At 37.4% G+C, this 23,915-nt stretch carries 19 protein-coding genes; 12 read left to right on the top strand and 7 right to left on the bottom strand.

Annotated elements, in window-relative coordinates; genetic code table 11:
• Positions 1-27 precede the first annotated feature (27 nt).
• Complete coding sequence (locus BTO23_RS05795) at positions 28-1,200, bottom strand: aromatic amino acid transport family protein (protein WP_061011607.1); 1,173 nt, start codon at positions 1,198-1,200, stop codon at positions 28-30.
• 238 nt (positions 1,201-1,438) lie between these two features.
• Here BTO23_RS05795 and BTO23_RS05790 point away from each other — a divergent pair, with 238 nt between their 5' ends.
• Positions 1,439-2,674: a CinA family nicotinamide mononucleotide deamidase-related protein gene (locus tag BTO23_RS05790; protein ID WP_061002259.1), complete on the top strand. Its 1,236-nt coding sequence runs from the start codon at positions 1,439-1,441 to the stop codon at positions 2,672-2,674.
• A gap of 48 nt (positions 2,675-2,722) precedes the next feature.
• Here the strand turns inward: BTO23_RS05790 and yfaE are convergent, their stop codons facing one another.
• The 5 genes from yfaE to ubiG all read right to left on the bottom strand — a co-directional run bounded on the left by yfaE (position 2,723) and on the right by ubiG (position 10,120).
• Positions 2,723-3,001: a class I ribonucleotide reductase maintenance protein YfaE gene (yfaE, locus tag BTO23_RS05785; protein WP_105063145.1), complete on the bottom strand. Its 279-nt coding sequence runs from the start codon at positions 2,999-3,001 to the stop codon at positions 2,723-2,725.
• Positions 3,002-3,082: 81 nt separating this feature from the next.
• The gene (locus BTO23_RS05780; RefSeq protein ID WP_245922082.1) at positions 3,083-5,047 is read right to left on the bottom strand and encodes a sensor domain-containing diguanylate cyclase; all 1,965 of its coding nucleotides are present in this window, start codon (positions 5,045-5,047) and stop codon (positions 3,083-3,085) included.
• Between the two features lie 288 nt (positions 5,048-5,335).
• Positions 5,336-6,469, bottom strand: coding sequence for a class Ia ribonucleoside-diphosphate reductase subunit beta (gene nrdB, locus BTO23_RS05775; RefSeq protein ID WP_061002263.1), 1,134 nt, complete (start codon positions 6,467-6,469; stop codon positions 5,336-5,338).
• Between the two features lie 173 nt (positions 6,470-6,642).
• On the bottom strand, positions 6,643-8,919 hold the full coding sequence (gene nrdA, locus BTO23_RS05770) for a class 1a ribonucleoside-diphosphate reductase subunit alpha (RefSeq protein ID WP_061002265.1): 2,277 nt from the start codon (positions 8,917-8,919) through the stop codon (positions 6,643-6,645).
• A gap of 496 nt (positions 8,920-9,415) precedes the next feature.
• A complete protein-coding gene (gene ubiG / locus BTO23_RS05765; RefSeq protein WP_105063144.1) occupies positions 9,416-10,120 on the bottom strand; it encodes a bifunctional 2-polyprenyl-6-hydroxyphenol methylase/3-demethylubiquinol 3-O-methyltransferase UbiG in 705 nt (234 codons plus the stop codon).
• Between the two features lie 325 nt (positions 10,121-10,445).
• On the opposite strand from ubiG, the gene gyrA reads away from it, so the two are divergent.
• Positions 10,446-13,085: a DNA topoisomerase (ATP-hydrolyzing) subunit A gene (gyrA, locus tag BTO23_RS05760; protein ID WP_105063143.1), complete on the top strand. Its 2,640-nt coding sequence runs from the start codon at positions 10,446-10,448 to the stop codon at positions 13,083-13,085.
• A 535-nt stretch (positions 13,086-13,620) separates the two neighbouring features.
• Here the strand turns inward: gyrA and BTO23_RS05750 are convergent.
• Positions 13,621-14,328: a DUF3581 domain-containing protein gene (locus BTO23_RS05750; RefSeq protein WP_061028574.1), complete on the bottom strand. Its 708-nt coding sequence runs from the start codon at positions 14,326-14,328 to the stop codon at positions 13,621-13,623.
• A gap of 210 nt (positions 14,329-14,538) precedes the next feature.
• Between BTO23_RS05750 and BTO23_RS05745 the strand changes: the two genes are divergently transcribed.
• From BTO23_RS05745 to BTO23_RS05700, 10 genes are all read left to right on the top strand, one after another.
• The gene (locus BTO23_RS05745; protein WP_060990835.1) at positions 14,539-15,087 is read left to right on the top strand and encodes a phosphatase PAP2 family protein; all 549 of its coding nucleotides are present in this window, start codon (positions 14,539-14,541) and stop codon (positions 15,085-15,087) included.
• A 62-nt stretch (positions 15,088-15,149) separates the two neighbouring features.
• Positions 15,150-16,502: a molecular chaperone gene (gene yegD, locus BTO23_RS05740; protein WP_060990836.1), complete on the top strand. Its 1,353-nt coding sequence runs from the start codon at positions 15,150-15,152 to the stop codon at positions 16,500-16,502.
• Between the two features lie 69 nt (positions 16,503-16,571).
• Positions 16,572-16,889, top strand: a complete 318-nt coding sequence (gene yqfB / locus BTO23_RS05735; protein ID WP_105063142.1) for a N(4)-acetylcytidine aminohydrolase — start codon at positions 16,572-16,574, stop codon at positions 16,887-16,889.
• 61 nt (positions 16,890-16,950) lie between these two features.
• Positions 16,951-18,033, top strand: coding sequence for a site-2 protease family protein (locus BTO23_RS05730; RefSeq protein ID WP_105063141.1), 1,083 nt, complete (start codon positions 16,951-16,953; stop codon positions 18,031-18,033).
• Positions 18,034-18,094: 61 nt separating this feature from the next.
• Positions 18,095-18,841 carry a sporulation protein gene (locus BTO23_RS05725; protein ID WP_060990839.1) on the top strand — a complete coding sequence of 249 codons (747 nt, stop codon included), beginning with the start codon at positions 18,095-18,097 and terminating at the stop codon, positions 18,839-18,841.
• 226 nt (positions 18,842-19,067) lie between these two features.
• Positions 19,068-20,996, top strand: a complete 1,929-nt coding sequence (gene thrS, locus BTO23_RS05720) for a threonine--tRNA ligase (RefSeq protein WP_060990884.1) — start codon at positions 19,068-19,070, stop codon at positions 20,994-20,996.
• A 3-nt stretch (positions 20,997-20,999) separates the two neighbouring features.
• On the top strand, positions 21,000-21,551 hold the full coding sequence (infC, locus tag BTO23_RS05715) for a translation initiation factor IF-3 (RefSeq protein ID WP_081091546.1): 552 nt from the start codon (positions 21,000-21,002) through the stop codon (positions 21,549-21,551).
• A gap of 107 nt (positions 21,552-21,658) precedes the next feature.
• A complete protein-coding gene (gene rpmI, locus BTO23_RS05710; protein ID WP_005419080.1) occupies positions 21,659-21,853 on the top strand; it encodes a 50S ribosomal protein L35 in 195 nt (64 codons plus the stop codon).
• 39 nt (positions 21,854-21,892) lie between these two features.
• Entirely contained in the window at positions 21,893-22,246 is a 354-nt protein-coding gene (gene rplT, locus BTO23_RS05705) for a 50S ribosomal protein L20 (RefSeq protein WP_045102152.1), read from the top strand.
• Positions 22,247-22,556: 310 nt separating this feature from the next.
• Positions 22,557-23,882 carry a ferredoxin reductase family protein gene (locus BTO23_RS05700; RefSeq protein ID WP_105063140.1) on the top strand — a complete coding sequence of 442 codons (1,326 nt, stop codon included), beginning with the start codon at positions 22,557-22,559 and terminating at the stop codon, positions 23,880-23,882.
• Positions 23,883-23,915: the final 33 nt, after the last annotated feature.

The following is a 23,915-nucleotide window of genomic DNA, read 5'->3' as shown; positions in this document are numbered from 1 at the left end:
TAGTTCAATGCTTGTGGTCGGAGCTTATTACAAAGAGCTGAATAATTGACTACCAATAATGACTAAACCAAAAAATAAGACAATAACTAAAGCGGGAGTACCACCAATAACGGTATATTCAGATTCTTTATGTGTTTTTCGTGCTGAGATAACTAAAGCTACAGGTAAAAATAGAGCTAGTATGACAAGAGCTATTGCTGCGTAGCCTAGTGCCGTAATAAATCCTTGTGGGTAAAACAAAGCAAACATTAAAGGTGGAGTGTAGGTTAATAATGCTGTAATTACCGATGATTTCTGCCATTGTTTTGATGAATCTCTCAGAAATTCAAATAGGCCTAAGCTCACTCCAATAAATGAAGTTAATAGTGCTAAATCAGCAAATAAAGATAAAGCTAATTGAATAAACTGGTGATCAATTGATTGTTGAATGGTTGTAATAAATTGATTTAATCCATTAATTTGTTCAAATTCTGATTGAGAAAGCTGACCTAAAGTAATGCCCTGCCAAAATAAATAGATAACTAAAGGAAGAGAAGAACCGATTAATAAGCTGGTTTTAATTTTTTTGATATCTAGATCAAGGTAATTAACGATTGCTGGAATACTGCCATGAAAGCCAAAAGAAGTAAAAATCACAGGTAACGCAGTGATAAATACACCTTGATGGACAGGAAGTGACATTAAGTATTCGCCTGTAATATTTGGAGTTAAGAAAAATAGAATCGATACCAGCATGATCAGCTTTAATGTAAATAAGCCACGATTAATCACATCGACTGTTTTTGTTCCTAATGTAATGACAACTGCAACAATTACAGTGAAAAGAATTGTAGAACCTGTCTTAGATAATTCAAAAGGTGAGATGACATTAATTTTAGAATGGAATTGTTCGCTGCCACCGGCAATATAAGCTGCACACAAAGCATAAAAAAGAAATAGCATTGAAAAAGTAGCAATTCGTTGTCCACTTTTGCCTAGAAATTGAAGAGCAAGACTGTGTAGTGTAGCGCTTCGTTGTCCATATTGATGAACTTCTAGCATTAATAAACTGGTATAACTCATAATTGCCCATATTCCAATCATGAGTAGACTTGCTGTAAAGAAACCTAAACTAGCGGATACAAGAGGTAAAGCAAGCATTCCTGCACCAATAGTGGTTCCTGCGATAATTAGAGAGCTTCCGAGAACTTTTGTCTTCATTTATACATCTTCTATACTAAATCAGTTCAAACTGAGTGCTTTTTTCAATGATATAAATGTACGCCGTATCGAATTTAAATACAATCGTTTGTATAATTTAAATTACACTTCATGTAAGTAATTCTTTACATTGGTTTGTGGTTATAATATTCACTATAATTGAAAGTAGATGGGTTTTTTAAATCGCTTAATGTGATAAATTAGACATAATTATAGAAATATCAAAGAGGAAGAGTGCATGTTGCAAGTTGCAATGATTAGCACAGGTGAAGAAGTCCTACATGGGGATATTGTTGATACAAATGCCGCATGGATGTCTCAACTATTTTATCAACACGGCTTTAAATTATCGAACCGCTCTACTGTTGGCGATAATATTGAGGCATTAGTTGCTGAAATTCAGCACCAAACGATTACAGCGTCTGTCGTTATTGTAAATGGTGGGTTAGGACCAACATCGGATGATATTTCTGGAGAAGCAGCAGCAAAGGTATTAAATAGCCCGCTAGTAATGTCTCAATATTGGTTGGACCGAATGCAAGCTCGATATCTAGAGCTAGGCAAAGAGATGCCCCACAGTAATATTAAGCAAGCTATGTTACCAGAAGGGGCTCAACTTATTGACAACCCTGTAGGAACTGCCTGTGGTTTCTTTATTGAAGTTAACAAATCAATAGTGATATTCACTCCTGGTGTGCCATCTGAATTTAAAGTAATGATAGAGCATCAGATCCTGCCTAGAATGAAACAATGGCATCCAATGGTAGAAGCATCTGAATGCAGTCGTTTGTTTACTTTTGGACTATCTGAATCTGGCATTCAAGATAAGTTACAACAGATCCGCTTACCTCATGGATTTGAGATTGGATATCGATCATCCTTACCATTTATTGAAGTTAAATTATTTGGCCCTGCAAATCACGATGGACGCTTTCCTGTTTTAGAAAGAATGTATCATTTACTTGGTGATAATGTGGTTAGCGTTGATGAATCTATGCTTCCTAATGTAGGCGCATTATTAAGTGAGTTTTCACTAAACCTGACGGTCGCAGAACAAGCAACAGGGGGCTGGTTAACGAGTTGGCTACAAGAAGATGAACAAATACGTACCAACATGAAGCAAGGTTGGATTTTATCTTCACAAGTAGATCAGCAAATGGCGGGGCAAGATCCTTTGGCTGCAGCATTAGCATTAGCTGCTGCTACACGTGAAAGAACGCAGACAGCAATTGGTCTTTCATCTGGTCCAATGCTACAAGGTAAAGTTGCAGTGGCATTATCGACCCCATATGGAGAGTGGGGGCAATTGATCAGTTTAAAGCGTAATTATAGCTACAATGAAATGCGCTCAATTGTTTCAACACTTATGCTTGATATGTTACGTCGATGCTTAGAGAAGAAACCGATGTTTGGCCATTATGAATCATTAAATAGAGAATCTGAAATTTATGTACCGCAAAGTGCATTACAATAAATATTGATTCAATTAATATAAAGAAGACGATCCAATAGGGTCGTTTTTTTATGCCTCTTTTTCAGACATTTGAAAATTAACACCTTCAATGACGAGGTCTGTTTTTGCTTTGCAAACACAAGGTAAAATTTCATTAGGAGCTAAAAAGGCCAAAGGAAATGATTGGTAGCGGACTTTACCTGAGATGAGAGTGCAGCGGCATGTTCCACAGTCACCATTTCGACAATGGGACTCTATTACCATACCTTGATCTTCCATGACTTCTAACAGTGATTTATTTACTTGATTAGTTAAAGTGATAATCTGATTAATGTGTATTTTGGTCATATGATATCGAATTATATAGATAAAACAGATGACAAAAGAATAGCATAACTGGAACGAAAAATAGAGTCGTTAATATTAAGGTTATTCGGTTAAGATTTCCATCTGAGAGCGTTCATAATAGCAATTCCTTCCATTGCCTTTTGCTTTGTATAATGCTTTATCTGCTTGCTCTATGAGGCTATTCAGGGTTAATGAACCTTGTGGGTCTATAGCGTAGCTAATTCCTACGGATGCAGATATAACATTGGAGCAGTGTGAATTCTCATGTGGAATTAAAAGATGCTTAATTTCACTTAATAAAGATTCTATTTTACTGCGCATTTTATCTTGATTAACCTCTGCAATGAGAATGAAAAACTCATCACCACCGTAACGATACACTCGTGTTTTTAAACAATGAAAATGCTTTTTGATGAGCTGACTTATTTTGATTAAGACTTCATCTCCTGCAATATGACCATAAGTGTCGTTGTATTCTTTGTAGTGATCGATATCGAGCATTATCCCTGTATAATTTTGAGTAAATTGTCGTTTGAGTTGATTAAAGTGTGACTCAAGAGAGTTACGATTCCAAAGTTGGGTTAAATGATCGGTTTGCGATAAATGCAGTAGCTGCTGTCGGTTGTATTGATTCTCAAGTGCAATGGAAATATAGTTAATTAATTGAATAAATAATTCAAAATGAAATGCTTGGTATTGATAGCTTTCTTTTGCTTGTACAGTAAAGCAAGCCTGTACTTCTCCATTAAATTTAATTGGAGAAAACATGACAGATTTACAAGTCACTCGTTTATCACAACTCTCTCCTAGCATCACTACTTTTTGTTCTGAATTCATATGATTAAAGTAGAATGAAGAATCACTTTTTATACAATAGCTCATATAAGTGGCTTCATTTTGGCAATTGGTTACGTAAGGATGTGTAACGGGTTGCTTATCATCCATATAATGAATGGTTATATTATCTTGTTCTTTATTGTAAAAGCCGAGCGCTAGTGTGTCTGTTTGGAATAGTGCTGAAAGATCTTCTTGGATCTTAGGTAAAATACTTTGAATATCAGTACTGTTATTTATATATTGGCCGATTTTATTTATTAAGGCTAAGTTTTCAGACAATGACTTGACAGTACTAAGTTCAAGTTTAGCTGTATTAAGACGGTAAAGTTGTTGCAGATAATCACTTTCTCTTTTAAGTAATTCTCTTCTAGAATTAAGTAGAGAAGAGGTCAATGTTTGATAATGTTTTTCTCTAATTTCTATTTCTTTAATGTCTTTAATTCTAAGTAAAATAATGTCATTAAAGCCATCAATTAACTTATCGCTTTCGATTGCTTTAGCAATATCGAGTCCTTGCTTAATGTATCGATCGAGAGCTGAATATTTATCATAGCTGGTTAAAAACTGGCAATATTCTAAGATCATCTCAGCATAATAATAATCGTGTTGGCTCGCTTTCATTTTCTCAATAGAAAGTAGATGGCATTTTTCCGCTTCTTCTATCTGCTCTAATCCATTTGCGATTTCTGCTTTAATTTTATAGTAAAAACCTAAAAATCGAGGTTCACCTTGAATATGATGAAAAAGGGAGTCGAGGATCGCTTGGGATTCAGTAAAACGACATTGTTTTGCTTTAATTTCTGCAATATTAAATAATGGTAACGCGATCGATGATCTTGAACCATATTGATCTAGTCGTGTTTTCGCTTCATAAAGATAAGTCAAAGCTTCGCTGAAATTACCAATTTGACGAAAAATATCGCCAATATTATTTTTAATAAGTCCTGTTATATAGCTATCACAAAACTGCTGGGATTTTTCAGCTTTTGTTAAAAACTTATGGGCGTAAAAATAATTACCAAGCATTCCGTAAAGCGTGCCGATATTATAATTACAGAAACAGATTAAGAACTCTTGTTTGTTTTGCTGAGCAAAAGTAATGGCATCAAAAAATAAACTGATGGATTCGATTAATTTCCCTGAACGAGAGAGAAGGTAAGCTTGAAGTATATAGTCAAATTGTGGTGGGACAATTTGATTTTGTTTCAATGCTTCAACTGTGATCGTATTCAGGTGAAATTGAACCTGCTCTTTGGATGAAGCTGAAGGTAACTGGCGCACTTGCTCCAGTAAATAATCATTCCATAGATTCTTAGCCATAATTTACTTTTATAATTATTATGTTATTACAAGAAATTATTGCATATATGAATAATTATATGAAGTGATGTCTCATTTTTAATGCTATCAATAAGTCTAAATTGTGGATGGTGTCATAGATTGTAGATATAAAAAAACCGAGCGGTTAGGCTCGGTTCTTATTTTATTCAGATAAACTTAAAGTTCAAAGTCGCCTAAATCATCGGCATCCATGTCATTGTCAATTTGACCAACAAGGTATGAACTAATTTCAGTCTCTTGAGGTGCAACCTGAACATTATCAGAACTTAACCAAGAGTTAATCCATGGGATAGGGTTTTGAGTTGCGCCTTCATATGCACTACTCAGGCCAACCGCTTTCATGCGTAAGTTAGTAATGTATTCAACATATTGGCAAAGAATATCTTTATTTAAACCAATCATTGAACCATCTTTAAATAGGTAGTTTGCCCATTCTTTTTCTTGTTCAGCAGCGGCTTTAAATAAATCAAAACATTCTTGCTCACATTCTGCTGCAATTTCTACAAACTCAGGATCATCTTGACCTGTACGAAGTAAATTAACCATATGCTGAGTACTAGTTAGGTGAAGCGCTTCATCACGTGCGATAAGTTTGATGATTTTTGCATTACCTTCCATTAGTTTACGTTCTGCAAACGCAAAAGAACAAGCAAAGCTAACATAGAAACGAATCGCTTCTAACGCATTTACAGACATTAAACAAAGGTACAATTTTTTCTTTAGTTCACGTTTTGAAACGATAACTTCTTCATTGTTAATAGTATGTGTCCCTTCACCTAAACGATGATAATCATTTGTCGCCTGGATCAAGTTATCGTAATAGTGTGCAATGTCTTTCGCACGCTTTAGGATTTCTTCATTTTCAACGATGTCGTCAAAAATTACTGAAGGATCGTTAACAATATTGCGAACAATATGAGTGTATGAACGTGAGTGGATCGTTTCAGAGAAAGACCATGTTTCAATCCATGTTTCTAATTCAGGAATAGAAACCAAAGGCAGTAAAGCAACGTTTGGGCTGCGTCCTTGAATTGAATCTAAAAGTGTTTGATATTTTAAATTACTAATGAAGATATGTTGTTCATGCTCAGGTAAGTTATTGTAATCAATACGGTCGCCTGATACATCGACTTCTTCTGGACGCCAAAAGAACGAAAGTTGCTTTTCGATAAGTTTTTCAAAGATCTGAAATTTTTGTTGGTCATAACGAGCAACATTTACCGAGTTACCTAAGAACATAGGTTCTTTCAATTGATCATTTTTTTCTTGTCGGAAAGTACTGTACGCCATGGAAACCTCAATGTGATTAAAGCCAAAGAAATAGATAAGGGCTTCTTAATTTAAAAATTATGCCGATAAACACCTATACGAACTTAGGCACATATTGGATTAATAATTATAGATTTGGTGTTAAAAGATAAACAAGCCCGCTAATGAAAGCGGGCTGATTTTAAAATGAAAATTTAGATCTTACAACCGCCGCCTGCACAATCGTCATCTTGTCCTAGATCACCTTGTGAGTCACTAGCACCATCACGGGTATTATGATAATACAGTGTTTTAAGACCTAATTTATAAGCAGTTAATAGATCTTTTAACAACAGTTTCATTGGCACTTTGCCATTTGGCTGAAGGTTTGGATCATAGTTTGTATTTGCAGAGATAGCTTGGTCAACAAACTTCTGCATAATACCTACAAGTTGTAGGTAACCATCATTTGAACCAATGTTCCAAAGTAACTCATAGTTATCTTTTAAATTTACGTAATCAGGAACAACTTGCTTCAAGATACCATCTTTAGATGCTTTCACTGACACAAAGCCACGTGGTGGCTCAATACCATTGGTTGCGTTAGAGATCTGAGAAGACGTTTCTGAAGGCATTAATGCAGACAGGGTTGAATTACGTAGGCCGTGAGTTTTAATCTCTTGACGTAATGTTTCCCAATCTAGGTGTAATTGCTCAGTACATACGTTATCGATGTCTTTTTTATAAGAGTCGATAGGTAAGATACCTTGTGCATAAGTTGTTTCATTGAATGCAGGACAAGCGCCTTGCTCTTTTGCTAAACCAACAGATGCTTTTAGAAGATAAAATTGAATTGCTTCAAACGTTTTATGTGTTAATCCGTTTGCACTGCCATCAGAATATTTCACGCCATTTTTCGCAAGGTAATAAGCGTAGTTAATAACACCAACACCTAATGTACGGCGATTCATCGTTGACTTATATGCAGCAGGAAGAGGGTAGTCTTGATAATCAAGTAATGCATCAAGAGCACGTACAGCAAGTTCAGCTAATTCTTCAAGATCTTCAAGTTTTTCAATAGCACCTAAGTTAAATGCAGACAGCGTACAAAGTGCAATTTCACCTTCTTCATCATTAACGTGTGTTAGTGGTTTCGTTGGTAATGCAATTTCTAAACATAGATTAGATTGACGAACAGGAGCAACACTTGGGTCAAACGGACTGTGAGTATTACAGTGGTCGACGTTTTGAATGTAGATACGACCTGTAGATGCACGCTCTTGCATAAGCAAAGAGAATAGGTCAATTGCTTTTACTGTTTCACGCTTGATTGATGTATCTTGCTCATAAATGTCATATAGGCGTTCAAACTCTACTTGATCAGCAAAGAACGCATCGTATAGACCAGGTACATCAGATGGTGAGAATAAACTAATGTGGCCACCTTTAATTAGGCGAGTGTACATTAATTTGTTGATTTGTACGCCGTAGTCCATATGACGAACACGGTTTTCTTCAACACCACGGTTGTTTTTAAGAACCAGTAGAGATTCAACTTCGCGATGCCAAATAGGGTAGAATAAGGTCGCAGCACCACCACGAACACCACCCTGAGAACAACATTTTACCGCTGTTTGGAAGTATTTGTAGAATGGGATACAACCCGTATGGAAAGCTTCACCATCGCGAATTTCAGAGCCAAGAGCACGAATACGACCAGCATTGATGCCAATACCCGCACGTTGAGATACGTAACGTACAATAGAGCCAGCAGTTGCGTTAATTGAATCTAGGCTATCGTCACACTCAATAAGAACACAAGAGCTGAATTGACGAGTAGGAGTACGCACACCAGACATAATTGGTGTAGGTAGTGAAATTTTAAATGTAGATGTTGCGTCATAGAAGCGTTGAATATAATCAAGACGCGTATCTTTTGGATATTTTGCAAATAAACATGCAGCAACAAGGATATAAAGGAATTGTGCACTTTCGTAGATCGCGCCCGTTACACGGTTCTGAACGAAATATTTACCTTCAAGTTGTTTAACGGCAGCGTATGAAAAATCCATGTCACGACTGTGATCGATCATTTGATCCATCAGGTCGAATTCCGCCTCAGAATAATCTTCAGTAATGTGTTTATCGTATTTACCTAATTCGATTAGGTTGTGTACGTGATTAAACAGCGTTGGTGGCTCAAATTGGCCATACGCTTTTTTACGTAGGTGGAAAACAGACAAACGAGCAGCAAGATATTGGTAATCTGGCGTTTCTTCAGAGATAAGATCGGCAGCTGCTTTAATGATAGTTTCATGAATGTCAGACGTCTTCATGCCATCATAAAATTGGATATGAGATTTCATTTCAACTTGAGACACTGAAACGTTATCTAGATCTTCTGCAGCCCAGGTGATCACTTTATGGATCTTTTCCAAGTTGATCTTTTCTGTGGTGCCATTTCGCTTAGTAACGGTAAGCTGTTGGGTCATTTGCTACTTTTCCTTAGAATGAAGAACGAAAGATGTAATATTTGTAATTTTCGTTATTAATTTGTGATCAAGCTCATAGTGTTGAATTTGGAAGTAAACACAACATATAGGGCTTAATAAGTAATTGGCTACAAGATAGTGATAAATTGATAGGTAATCAAGTTAGAAAATGAGACAGCCCTGTGGATAACCTATGAATTAAAAAAAACAGTAAGTAGGCACTAACCGAGTGAGATTAGCTATATCAAGACATCAGAAATAACGTATTTCGTAATGGTGGAGAAGTAGACAGTAGAAAAAATATTTTTCTTGATTTTTGTGGTTTAGGTGGATCTCTAAGAATCAAAAAAAATTGCTGATTTGTTGCTCTAAATTTAGCATTAATGGAGCTTTAGTAAACAAGATAAGAATTGAAGTATTTTGAAATTAATTCACTCTTTATTTGTATTAAGAGCACAGATAAAGAGTGAAAATTATGATAGGCGATGATTAGGGATTATAAAGTAGTATGGACGATATAGTTAACATCCACATTTTTGCCTAATGAATAGACATCTGTTAATGGGTTGTAATGTAAGCCTGTAATGCCTTGCTCTTGTAATGCCGTTTGATCTAGCATCTTCAATAATTCAGAAGGGCGGATGAACTTATCGTGGTCATGGGTGCCTTTAGGTACCAGTTTAAGCAACTGTTCTGCACCAACAATAGCAAATAAGTAAGATTTGATATTACGATTCAATGTAGAGAAAAATACGTGTCCACCAGGTTTTACCATCTTTGCGCATGAGCGGATTACTGAAAGTGGGTCAGGAACGTGCTCTAACATTTCCATACAAGTAATTACGTCATATGTTTCAGGGTTCTCTTCGGCGTGTTGTTCTGCTGTTGATTGAATATACTTTAATGTAGCGCCCGTCTCTAAAGCATGTAAACGAGCAACAGTTAGAGGCTCTTTCCCCATATCTAATCCAATAACATCAGCACCTTGATTTGCCATGCTCTCAGCTAGAATGCCGCCACCACAGCCCACATCTAATACCTTTTTACCAAATAAGCCATTAGCGCTATCTAATACGTAGTTCAGACGTAATGGATTAATTTGGTGTAATGGTTTAAATTCACCTTCAAGATCCCACCAACGAGACGCCATATCTTCAAATTTTTTGATTTCTGCCGGATCGACATTTAACTGCTGAGTCATAGTAATTATTCCTTTTTTGTCTTCCTTTCATTATATACAGAAAAAAAACAGAAAGAGAGACTTTAAAATGGTGATTTTTTCGCCGCTTTTTATGAGGTTTTTCAAGAATATGATGCTCAGCTATGTGACTTGCTCCTGATTTCGTAGGATTCTTAAGCTTAAGAGCTATTTTACGAATTAAAACGATGCGAAATAGAAGTGTTATGTGCTATATTTTGCAATCTTGCACGTTTATCAGTATCAATTACTTTATCTTTATAGATAGTATGATTGATAAAGTAATTGATATTGATACGACAGAACTAATTTGAGGGATATTGGCTCTATGAGCGATCTTGCTAAAGGGATCACGCCCGTAAATATTGAAGATGAGCTTCGAGGTTCATACCTAGACTATGCGATGTCAGTAATCGTTGGTCGTGCTCTTCCAGATGTGCGTGATGGTCTAAAACCTGTACACCGCCGTGTTTTATTTGCGATGGATGTATTAGGTAATGATTGGAATAAACCATATAAAAAATCTGCCCGTGTAGTCGGCGACGTAATTGGTAAATATCACCCACACGGTGATAGTGCTGTATACGACACGATAGTACGTATGGCGCAGCCGTTCTCACTACGCTACATGCTTGTTGATGGCCAAGGTAACTTTGGTTCTATCGATGGGGATTCAGCGGCGGCGATGCGTTATACCGAAGTTCGTATGTCGAAAATCGCTCACGAACTGTTGGCAGATTTAGACAAAGAAACCGTAGACTACGTTCCTAACTATGATGGTACAGAACAAATCCCTGCGGTATTACCTACTCGTGTACCTAACTTATTAGTTAATGGTGCATCAGGTATTGCTGTTGGTATGGCAACAAACATTCCACCTCATAACTTAACTGAAGTGGTTAATGGTTGCTTAGCATTCATCGAGAATGAAGATATTACTATCGATGAGCTAATAAACTATATTCCAGGTCCTGACTTTCCGACAGCTGCATTAATCAGTGGTCGTAAAGGCATCGTTGATGCATATAAAACAGGCCGTGGTAAAGTTTACATGCGTTCTAAAGCAAACATCGAAGCTGACAAAAATGGCAAAGAAACCATTATTGTTACTGAGATCCCTTATCAAGTAAACAAAGCCCGTGTAATTGAAAAGATTGCAGAGCTTGTTAAAGATAAGAAAGTAGAAGGCATTTCAGCACTGCGTGACGAATCTGATAAAGATGGTATGCGTATTGTTATTGAATGTAAGCGTGATGCAGTAGGTGAGGTGGTTCTTAATAACCTGTACTCATTAACTCAGCTTCAAACTACATTCGGCGTAAACATGGTTGCACTAGACAATGGCCAACCAAAACTGTTCAACTTGAAAGAAATGTTGAAGTGTTTTGTTGATCACCGTCGTGAAGTGGTAACTCGTCGTACTATTTTTGAATTACGCAAAGCGCGTGATCGTGCTCATATCCTTGAAGGTTTAGCACTAGCATTAGCAAACATTGATGAAATCATTGAGCTAATCAAAAATGCGCCAACTCCAGCAGAAGCTAAACTAGGCCTAGTCGCTCGCGGTTGGGATCTTGGCAACGTATCTGACATGCTAGAGCGTGCAGGTACAGATGCAGCTCGCCCTGATTGGTTGGAGCCAGAGTTTGGTATCCGTGAAGGTAAATACTTCTTAACGGAACAACAAGCTCAAGCAATTCTAGAATTACGTCTACACCGTTTAACTGGTTTAGAGCATGAAAAAATTCTAGACGAATACAAAGCTTTATTAGATGAAATCGCAGAGCTAATGCATATTCTTGCAAGCACTGAGCGTCTAATGGAAGTTATCCGTGACGAATTAGTAGCCGTTCGTGATACTTATGGTGATGAGCGTCGCACTGAAATTGGTGCAGCAATTCACGATATCGACATGGAAGACTTAATCACACAAGAAGACGTAGTAGTAACACTTTCTCGTGAAGGTTATGTTAAGTACCAAATTTTAGGTGACTACGAAGCTCAACGTCGTGGTGGTAAAGGTAAGAGTGCAACTAAGATGAAAGACACCGATTATATCGAACGTCTACTTGTTGCTAATACTCATGATAATATCCTTTGCTTCTCTACACGTGGTAAAGCATACAGCTTGAAAGTATTCCAACTTCCTCAAGCTAGTCGTACTGCTCGTGGTAAGCCTATCGTGAACATTCTTCCTTTAGAAGAAGGTGAGCGTATTACAGCGATTTTACCAGTATCTGAATACTCTGAAGATAAGTTCATCTTCATGGCGACAGGTGATGGTACGGTTAAGAAAACATCACTGGATCAATTTGCTAAAGTTCGTGCAAACGGCCTGATTGCAGTTAATCTACGTGAAGATGATTCATTAATCGGTGTTGATATCACTGATGGCTCAAATGAAATCATGCTGTTCTCTAAAGCGGGTAAAGTGGTTCGTTTCAACGAAGAGCATGTTCGTGGAATGGGTCGTACTGCTTCGGGTGTTCGTGGTATGAAACTAACTGGTGAAGATCAGGTTGTTTCGTTAATTGTTCCTTCAAACGAAGGCGATATTTTAACAGTAACAGAAAATGGTTACGGTAAACGTACTAAACTTTCTGAATACCCTACGAAGAGCCGTGCAACACAAGGTGTTGTATCTATCAAAGTTTCTGAACGTAACGGCAGTGTTGTTGGTGCGGTTCAAACTGAAGATGGTGATGAGTTCATGATGATTACTGATGCAGGTACGCTAGTTCGTACTCGCGTATCAGAAGTAAGCCAAGTGGGTCGTAATACCCAAGGTGTTACACTGATCCGCACTGCTGAAGATGAAAATGTAGTTGGCCTACAACGCATTGATGAACCAGAAGAGCTTGAAATCCTTGAAGGTGAAGAGGGCGAAATCACAGAAGCAGCAATAAATGCTGAAGTAACTGAGATGCCTGAAACTGGATCGGATGAAGATACAGCAGAAGAAGAGTAATATCTTACTTTAATGTATTTAAAAAGCCCGCTTAGAAATAAGCGGGCTTTTTTATATATGGGACTAAGTGAAATAACATCTACTAGGGGGAAATTACGCAGATGAATTCAATCTTATTAAGTCAATATCAGAAAACATCAAATTTACCTCGCTCGGAATATAAATTTGTTATGACTACAAATTTTTCTTTTCCACATGTAATACAGATTGGTTTACCGAACCAAGCGGCATAACATTCACAGCATGTGTAATGGTTATTTATAAGTGGAGATGTTGTTTTTTCAAAAAGGGGATCTTTTAATGAAGATCGCCTGAATTGCTCTTGCTCTTGTTCTTTTGTATTTATGATTGATTTCATTCTAGCCAGCTTTGTTATGCCATGAAGTTCATCGCCTTCATGATCGTTATACTTAGCATTAGTATCGTATGATATTTGTCGTAAAACAATAGTACAGAATGTGATTTGTCTTGCTTTATATATAAAAAAAAGGAGCAAAATGCTCCCTTTTTATAAATACTTACGTGCTTTATAAGTCTAGCTATTATAAGCCACTTTTAATGCGGTAAATCTTTCAACAAGATCATCAATCGCAGCTTGGTCATAAGTCTTTAAGCCGGTGGCAATCATGCGTTTTGTACCATGACCAACTTCTTCACCATTTTCAGTGAATTTGAAGTTTAATTTAACAAGGCCACGTTTACCTTCGATGTCCATCGTCGCACCGGTAAACTCAACGCTTGGTGTTAAAATATCTAAACGAGTAAATTCTACGTCCATGCTCTCATAAATCACTAAAGGACGTTGGCAATTAATCATTAATTGCTTTTCTTCCATTAATGGAACCATGATGTGCGGGAAGTTCATACCAGAAAATTGGACATATTGTTTTACTACATGTTCAATAAATTCAGGGTTTAAATTTTTCTCACCGCTACGACTCACGTGTAAATATTCTTTATCGTTTTCATCTGATAATGAATATTCACCTTCTTCAAGGTGATTGATATATAAAGCTGTCCCACCTGCTACCATTCCGGCAAAGTCAAAATGCATTTTGTTACTAATGCCTGTTTTAGACAGTAAAACGGCAAACAATAAATCACCAGGAACACAGAAACGTTTTGAGTCTACGTTATGTATAGGATTGAAGTCACCAGCCACTTTCTTTGCAAAATCACTTGCTTGTTGACGGGTGAATTCGAATGAATTATCTGTTTCCGAAAAATATTGATTTAACTGCATAATATATTTGGTAAAACCTAGCTAATGAAATAACAGCGTTAGTATAACCAATCTCTTATCATCAAATGGTCTATCCAGTCATAATAAAAGTAAAAACAATCATTTAAACGTTTCAAATTGTAGATAAATTGACAATTACTTCACGATTAACTCTTTATAATCCCTAAAAATCAGACTCTAATGCTGTGATTTATTAAATAAAGGCCAAAAATGAAGTCGTTAATAAAAGTAGGAATAGCCAGTTCGTGCATAATAATGAGCGCCTTTGTGTATGCAGAAGAAAAACAATCAGGTGATATGGCGGCAGATATTGGTGCTGTAGGCATTCCTGTTCTTGCAGGCTCGATAGCTTTATTTAAGGAGGATTACGATGGCTTTTGGATGTTTGCTAAAGGAGCTACTTATACGTTAGCTGCAACACAAGTGTTGAAGTATACCGTGAGAGAAGAGCGACCAAATGGAGAGGATGACTTAAGCTTTCCATCAGGGCATTCATCTTCTGCTTTTCAGGGGGCATCGTATTTACAGTTTCGCTACGGGTGGGAATATGGTTTACCTGCTTATATAGGAGCGGGTTTAGTTGGGTATTCACGAGTCGAGAATGAGCATCACTATTGGCGAGATGTTATTGCTGGAGCTGTATTGGCAACAACAATTCAATATCTTGTGACAGATAAGTATATAGACTCAAATCAAGTGATGATTATGCCTGTAATTAATCAAGATCATGTAGGAATTGCAGCATCTTTCTCATTTTGATTGGCAAAGTCGCTACAAGCGAGTAAAATCGGCTCCCTTTTATCGAAGCTAGGTGTACAACAATGTTTATTGGATTTGACTACGGAACCGCCAACTGCTCAGTGGCGACCATCCAAAATAATCAAGCGAAGCTATTAAAGCTGGAAGGGGATAGTACCTTTATTCCTTCTGCTTTATGTGCGCCTACACGTGAAGCAGTTTCAGAGTATCTATTCCGTATTTGGGGAGTGCAACCAAGCACAGACATTAATGAACGCTTACTTCACACCGCAATCTCTTTTAACCGTGAAGAAGACATTGATGTTGATGCAGAATCAATGACATTTGGTCAAGCTGCACTGAATACTTATATTGAAGATCCAGAAGATGTTTATTACGTAAAATCACCGAAATCATTTTTAGGTGTTTCAGGTTTACGTGATGTGCAAGTAAGTTTGTTTGAAGATCTTGTGACTGCAATGATGAAGAATATCAAAAATAAAGCAGAGCAAGAATTACAGCAAGACATTACATCAACGGTAATTGGACGTCCTGTAAACTTCCAAGGCGCAGAAAGTGATGAAGCAAATAGTCAGGCTATTTCGATCCTCTCTCGTGCAGCAATACGTGTTGGTTTTAAAAATATAGAATTTCAATTTGAACCGGTTGCTGCTGGTCTAGATTATGAACAAACACTAAATGAAGATAAAACGGTTCTGATTGTGGATATTGGTGGTGGTACAACTGACTGCTCAATGATTCAAATGGGGCCATCTTGGCGTGGTAATCATGATCGAACTAAAGGGATCTTATCTCACAGTGGTTCACGTATTGGCGGTAACGATTTAGACATTCATTTAGCGCATCGTCAATTCATGCCGCTATTAGGGTCTAAAAGCCGTACACATAAAGATTTAGAATTGCCGATGACGCAATTTTGGAACCCAATAGCAATTAACAACATTGTTGCCCAGTTAGACTTTTTTGGTTTTGCTAATCGTAAACATCTTTTACAGATGAAAAATGATACACAAGAACCTGAAAAGCTCGCTCGTTTAATCAAATTATATGATGAAAAATTAAGCTACAAACTGTTGCGTGATGCAGAACAAACAAAGATAGCTTTGTCAGAGCATTTGGAACATGCTGTTGATTTAAGTTATTTAGATGAAGGTTTGTCATTATCAATTAGCCAATCTGATTTGACTAATGCGATTGCAAAACCCCAAGAAAATATCAATAAATTGGTGAAAGAAGCCATTCAACAAGCGGGCACTACACCAGACCTGATATATGTTACTGGCGGTTCGGCTCGCTCTCCAATTTTACGAGCAGCATTACAGCAGCAATTACCAAATATTGAAATTGTAGGTGGTAATTATTTTGGCTCAGTAACTGCAGGTTTAGCACACTGGGCAGATTATTGCTTCGGCTAAGTACATTTACTTTAATTATTCTCTTTTCGAGCTGCATTGTCGCAGCTCGAATTGCATTAGGAAAAAACAATGAAATCAACACCAACCATAATGACTTTTTTTGAGCGCTTTGAAGCCGATATTTTATCGAGTAAGAAAGTAATTACAATCCGTGATGAATCTGAAAAAGATTACGTTGTGGGAACAGAAGTAGAAGTCAGTACGTATGAAGATAACCGTCGCTTTTGTCGTTTAGCTATTGATGCTGTTGAGCCAATTAACTTTGATGATCTTAATGAATATCATGCCGAGCAAGAGAACATGACGCTCGAAGAGTTAAAAAATATCATCGAAGAGATTTATCCGAACAAAGGCCAGCTGTACGTAATTTCGTACCATTTAGTATAAATACGACTGCTCACATCAATATGTGTATTATTGGTGCGATACACTTCTTTCAAGGAAAATAATGGAACTATTATCTATCGACTTTCTAGGCCAACCATTACGCCTAGAAGGATCAATGGCAGGATGGCAACAAGTCTTCTGGAGTAACTCCTTAGTTGCTCAACAAGCCGCCTCAGCCGATCATCAGGATCATTACATACATGAATTTCAGCTAAATAAAGGTGAGGACGTATTAACCTGTCGGTTAGAGGTAAAAGTTATATGGCAACCTTTCCTCATAGAATATCGAGCAATGCTTGACGGACAAGTAATTGCAGAAGGCACTCGTAATACCAAAGATATCGAAAAGCAAATCCCACATACACCAATTAAAGCAGAACGTAAATTTAGCTTAATTGGACTTGTCTCTTTAGGTATGAAAGCATTAAAAAGTGCAAAGCTGATTAAGGTAGTATTAGCCTCTGCCAGTATTGCAGCATATTCATGGTTATTTTCTATTGAGTTTGCATTATCGCTTATTGCTTGTCTTGTCTTTCATGAATACGGGCATATCCGAGCAATGAAATACTTTGGTATGAAAACCAAAGGTATCTACTTAATCCCATTCCTTGGTGGTTTAGCGCTCAGTGATGAGAAAATAAATACGCGTTGGCAAGATGTTGTTATCTCTATTATGGGGCCATTCTTTGGCTTGATTCTCTCCTTAATATTGATGGTAGTTTATTGGATAACCGGCGAGATGTTTTTTGCAGGGCTTGCTGTATTTAACGCTTTTTTGAATCTATTTAATTTATTGCCAATATTGCCGTTAGATGGGGGGCATGTACTTAAAAGTATCAGCTTCTCAATGAACAGTAAGTTAGGTATTACATTATGCGCATTAGCTGCAATAGGTGGTGTTATATTGAGTTACCAGTTAGGTCTCGCACTTTTTGGTTTCTTACTTATTATGGGTAGTCTTGAAATAGTGTTTGAATGGCGTGCTCGTCATCATAGCCACTTACTTCCATTAGATAAATATGGTCAGTTAGTTTCTGCTGCGTGGTACGTAGGTTTAGTTAGCTCACTTATTTGTATCATTTGGTATTTCGCGAGTAGCGGTGATGCATTGTTACAATTGCCGATGCAGATTTTAGGAACTTAATCTTCAAGTTCAAAGTTATATCAGGCAGAATTAAATAAAACATATAATAAAGGACGAAAGGATGTTTAAAAAATTAAAGGCGTCATTAGGTATAGGTGCCGCAAAGGTAGATACCATTTTAGAAAACCCAGAATTATTTCAAGGTGATACCTTAATTGGAACCGTGCATATCCAAGGCGGTAATATTGAACAACAAATTGATGCGATTCATTTGAAGCTAAATACTGAAGTAAAAGTAGAGAATGATAATAGTACAAGCTACCAAACATTAACCTTATTCCATACTCAAGCAGTGACTCCTTTTGTAATTCAAGCAGGAGAGAAGAAGGAAATGCAATTTACGATTAAGTTACCAGATGAAACGCCAATCACTGCACTTAATGTTCGTAATAATCATTGTGATGTTTGGGTTGAAACAGTACTTGATATTGATTTTGCAATTGACCCAACCGATCGTGATTTACTCATAATAAAACCGATGCCAGTTGCAGAAACTATTATTAGCCAAATAGAACAAGCAGGTTTTGGAATGGTGAAAGCCGATGTAGAGCAGGGCTACCTTAATGGCGGTCACTTTAAATCTCATTCAGGCGGTTACCAAGAGATTGAATTTAGAAGTAATGGATTCATTAATAAAAAAGAGATAGAGCTGTCATTTATTCTCGATGGTCAAGTTCTTCATTGTTTAGCTGAAGTCGATCGTTCGATGGGCTTTAATCGCGGAGACCAATATGTGTCGTTTTCACTAAATACGAATGCATCAAGTGCTGAGATTCATAATGCAGTGCAAAAGATATTACGTGTGTAGTTAACGCTTTCTATGGTTAGGTATAATAAAAGAATCGACATCATTTTTGTGATCTCGATTCTTTTTTGCATTAGCTGATTAAGAGTCGTACAATGACCAACTTGTAAGTGTTCCCGACCTTTGTGTGGTTGATTGATCCTTACATCATATAAACAATCTATTATTTAGACTTATTAATTTTTAGCATGTGTTGCTTCGTATGCAACACCACTGTAAAGGATAAAACATGCCTGTAATTACTCTTCCAGACGGTTCTCAACGTCAATTCGATAACGCTGTTTCTACTATGGATGTTGCTGCTGACATCGGTCCAGGTCTTGCGAAAGCTTGTATCGCTGGCCGTGTTGACGGTGTTCGTGTTGATGCGTGTGATTTAATTGAAAATGACGCACAACTTGAAATCATCACAGCAAAAGATGAAGATGGTTTAGAAATCATTCGTCACTCTTGTGCGCACCTTTTAGGTCACGCAGTTAAGCAGCTTTTCCCTGAAGCTAAGATGGCGATTGGTCCTACTATCGATAACGGTTTCTACTACGATATCGATATGGAGCATTCTTTAACGCAAGAAGATCTTGATAAGATTGAAAAGCGTATGAAAGACCTTGCTAAAACCAAGTACCAAGTAATTAAGAAGAACGTAAGCTGGCAAGAAGCTCGCGATGCATTCGATGCTCGTGGCGAAACTTACAAAATTGAAATCCTTGACGAAAACGTATCTAAAGACGATCGTCCAGGTTTATACCACCATGAAGAATACATCGACATGTGTCGTGGTCCTCACGTTCCAAACATGAGCTTCTGTCAGAACTTTAAGATTCTGAGCGTTGCTGGTGCATACTGGCGTGGTAATAGCGACAACAAAATGCTTCAACGTATCTACGGCACTGCATTCCAAGATAAGAAACTGCTTAAAGCACACCTTATCCGCCTAGAAGAAGCAGCAAAGCGTGATCACCGTAAAATTGGTAAGCACCTTGACCTGTTCCATATGCAGCAAGAAGCACCAGGTATGGTTTTCTGGCACCACAACGGCTGGACTATCTTCCGTGAGCTAGAAGTGTTTATTCGTGAAAAACTAACAGAATATGATTACCAAGAAGTAAAAGGCCCATTAATGATGGACCGCGTACTTTGGGAGCGTTCTGGTCACTGGGATAAATACGCAGAAGCAATGTTCACAACAAGTTCTGAGAACCGTGAATACGCTATTAAGCCAATGAACTGCCCAGGTCATGTTCAAATTTTTAACCAAGGTCTGAAATCATACCGTGACCTGCCATTACGTATGGCTGAGTTCGGTTCATGTCACCGTAATGAACCATCAGGAGCACTACACGGCATCATGCGTGTGCGTGGCTTTACTCAAGATGATGCTCATATCTTTTGTACAGAAGCACAAGTACAAGATGAAGTGAAATCATGTATTGAGATGGTTTATGATACATACACAACATTTGGTTTTGAAAACATCGTAGTTAAGCTATCTACACGTCCTGAACAACGTGTAGGTTCTGACGAAATGTGGGACAAAGCAGAGGCGGATTTAATCCTTGCATTAGAGTCTATGGAAATCGCTTACGAGATCCAAGAGGGTGAGGGTGCGTTCTACGGACCGAAAATTGAATTTACTTTGCATGATTGTCTGGACCGTGCGTGGCAATGTGGTACAGTACAGCTCGATTTTGCATTACCAGAACGTTTAGGGGCAACTTACGTAGGTGAAGATAACGAACGTCACACACCAGTGATGATTCACCGCGCGATTTTAGGTTCTCTTGAGCGATTCATCGGTATCTTAATTGAAGACTATGCAGGCTTTTTCCCAACGTGGTTGGCGCCAGAACAAGCAATTGTGATGGGCATTACAGACAAACAAGCTGATTATGTACAAGAAATTGCAAAAAAACTGCAAAAAAATGGATTTAGAGTCAAAGCGGACTTGAGAAATGAGAAGATTGGCTTTAAAATCAGGGAACATACTTTGAAACGTGTTCCGTACATGCTTGTTTGTGGTGACCAAGAAATGGAAGCCGGAGAAATTGCAGTACGTACTCGTAAAGGTAAAGATTTGGGTAAATTTAAAATTGATGATTTTGTTGCATTCCTGCAGCAAGAAGTTAGTGCCCGAACGCTCAATACTGTGGAGGAATAAGGTATTAAAGGCGGAAAAAGAGCCCAACAGCCGGCTAAACAAAATGCTCATCGTCTAAACGGTGAAATTATTGGCGTTAAAGAAGTGCGCCTTACAGGTCTAGATGGCGAGTCAGTTGGTGTCGTTTCACTAAATGAAGCGTTAGACGTTGCACTTGCAGCAGGTGTCGATCTAGTTGAAATCAGCCCGAATGCCGAGCCACCAGTTTGTCGTGTGATGGACTATGGCAAATTCCTCTTCGAAAAGGCTAAGGCTGCTAAAGAACAGAAGAAAAAACAAAAACAGGTTCAGACTAAAGAAATTAAATTTAGACCTGGAACTGATATTGGAGACTATCAGGTAAAACTACGCAACCTGACTGGTTTCCTTGAAGACGGCAACAAAGTGAAGGTAACAATTCGCTTCCGTGGCCGCGAAATGGCTCACCAAAACATCGGTGTTGACGTTCTTAATCGTTTGAAAGCGGATACTGAAGAGTTTGCTCTAGTTGAATCTTTCCCATCGAGAATTGAAGGTCGCCAGATGATTATGGTGTTGGCCCCTAAGAAGAAGTAATTTAGTGCATTCAAGTAGTAAAGTGGGGTAACTGCTCGCAGTTATCCTGTTTTATTCGCCTAATTACTATATGTTTAATCACGCAACAATGCGGAGTTATATTCATCATGCCTAAGATGAAATCAAACAAAGGTGCCTCTAAGCGTTTTAAGAAAACTGCTGGTGGTATCAAATTTAAGCACGCTACGAAACGTCACATCCTGACTAAACGTACTACTAAAAACAAGCGTCAGCTTCGTCCAAACTCTCTACTTCCAAAATGTGAAGTAGCAGCAGTTGCACGTATGCTTCCATACGCATAATTTTTAGTATTTATTTAATTTTAGTTTAGGAGAGACACAATGCCTCGCGTAAAACGTGGTGTACAAGCTCGTGCACGTCATAAGAAAGTTCTAAAACAAGCTAAAGGTTACTACGGAGCACGTTCACGTGTTTACCGTGTAGCTTTCCAGGCAGTTACTAAAGCAGGTCAATATGCTTACCGTGACCGTCGTAACAAAAAGCGTGTTTTCCGTCAACTTTGGATCGCTCGTATCAATGCTGCAGCTCGTCAAAACGAGATGTCTTACAGCCGTTTCATTAACGGTCTTAAGAAAGCATCTATTGAAATCGATCGTAAGATCCTAGCTGACATCGCTGTATTCGACAAAGTAGCATTCGCTGCTCTTGTTGCTAAGGCGAAAGCTGCTCTTTAATTAGAACAGTTTCAAAGGCTTTAAGACTAAATAAGGAGAGCACTAGCTCTCCTTTTTTTATATCTGTAAGATAATCTACCAATCTACCAATCTACCAATCTACCAATCTACCAATCTACCAATCTACCAATCTACCAATCTACCAATTATTCTTACATCATATTCGGTTTGTAGTAATTTCTTATCTTTATAAGAACTTTGGAATTAATGTCAGGTTTTGTAAAAGAATTACAGCTACTGTAAATCCACTTTTGATTTATCTATGAAAGCATATCATTGACGCCATTAATTTAATCTAATGGTATAGACGATGCGTAAATTTACAATTTTTCTTCTTTTATTGTGGCTACCTTCTTTTGCTTCATCGGTTTCTGAACTCGATAACATTATGGACTTACGTAAGCAGCTTATTGTATTAACAGGTTGGTTAGGCTTTGCTTATATGGGGGGCGCGATAATTCTTTCCTCTCGATTTAAATGGGTAGAGCACTTAGTGAAAGGATTAGATAAAGGCTATACTCTGCATAAAAAATTAGGGATCTTAGCATTTATAACTTTGATCTTGCATTGGAGCGTTATCAAAAGTGCCCACTGGGCTGTTCAGTTAGGCTGGTTAATAAGACCATTACATAAAGGTAAAGGAAAAGAACAATTATTATCAGTTGTTGATTGGGTCTCAATTGCTGAAAAAGTTGGAGACATCTCATTTAAATTTTTCATCATTTTTACCATCATTAGCTTAGTTGAGAGAGTTAGCTATAAAAAATTTAAAGGGATACATAAAATTGGCGGAGTATTAATGCTGGCCGGTATTTTTCATACACTTCTTTTGATCAAATGGGATCTTTCGTTAATCCCAATGAATATCGCAATCATATTGCTATCGCTTATTTCTGTATGGTGTGCATTACTGTCATTAACGGGTTCTATAGGCAAGAAAAATAAAACAAAAGGCGAAGTAATACAGGTTGATAAATTTAAGAGTGAGCCAGATTTAACAGTAGTGGCTCGTCTAAAAATTAAACTTGAAAACTCACTGCAATATAAAGAAGGTCAGTTTGCTTATATCAATTTCCATGATGGTGAAGCGCCTCATCCTTTTTCTATTTTAAATTATGATGAAGACACAAAATTGGTTGAATTTGGGATAAAAGATCTTGGTGATTACACTCATCAATTAGTTAATGAGATCAAAATAAGAACGAAAGTGACAGTAGAGGGAGGCTATGGTTACTTTCAAGTGTCATCTGATGCTAATCAAGTCTGGATAGGGGCTGGAATTGGTATTGTCCCATTACTTTCACGACTCTATTGGCTTAAAAAAATATCCGATAGAGGACAAAATAAGATTGAAAAAATAGATCTATTTTATTGCGTAAACAGTGAAAAAGAAGCGTTCTTTAATACTGAAATTAAATCGATTCTACAAGGGATAGATTTTATTGAATTACATCTTATCGAATCAGATAAAGGTAATAGATTAACGTCTAAACAAGTTTTGCAGACCATTGATAGTAAATATTATTCAGTTAGCTTTTGTGGGCCAGAAGCATTTGGTATGAGTTTAAAAGATTCGCTCATTAGAGAAGGCATGCTAGAAAATGCCTTTCATAAAGAAATATTTAAAATGCGTTAATCATAATAAATATAGAAATAAAAGAGCGGACAG

Source organism: Aliivibrio sifiae, from assembly GCF_002954715.1.
GTDB lineage: Bacteria > Pseudomonadota > Gammaproteobacteria > Enterobacterales > Vibrionaceae > Aliivibrio > Aliivibrio sifiae.
The sequence above is the reverse complement of the archived record's forward strand: the minus strand, read 5'-3'. Positions and strand labels throughout refer to the sequence as shown.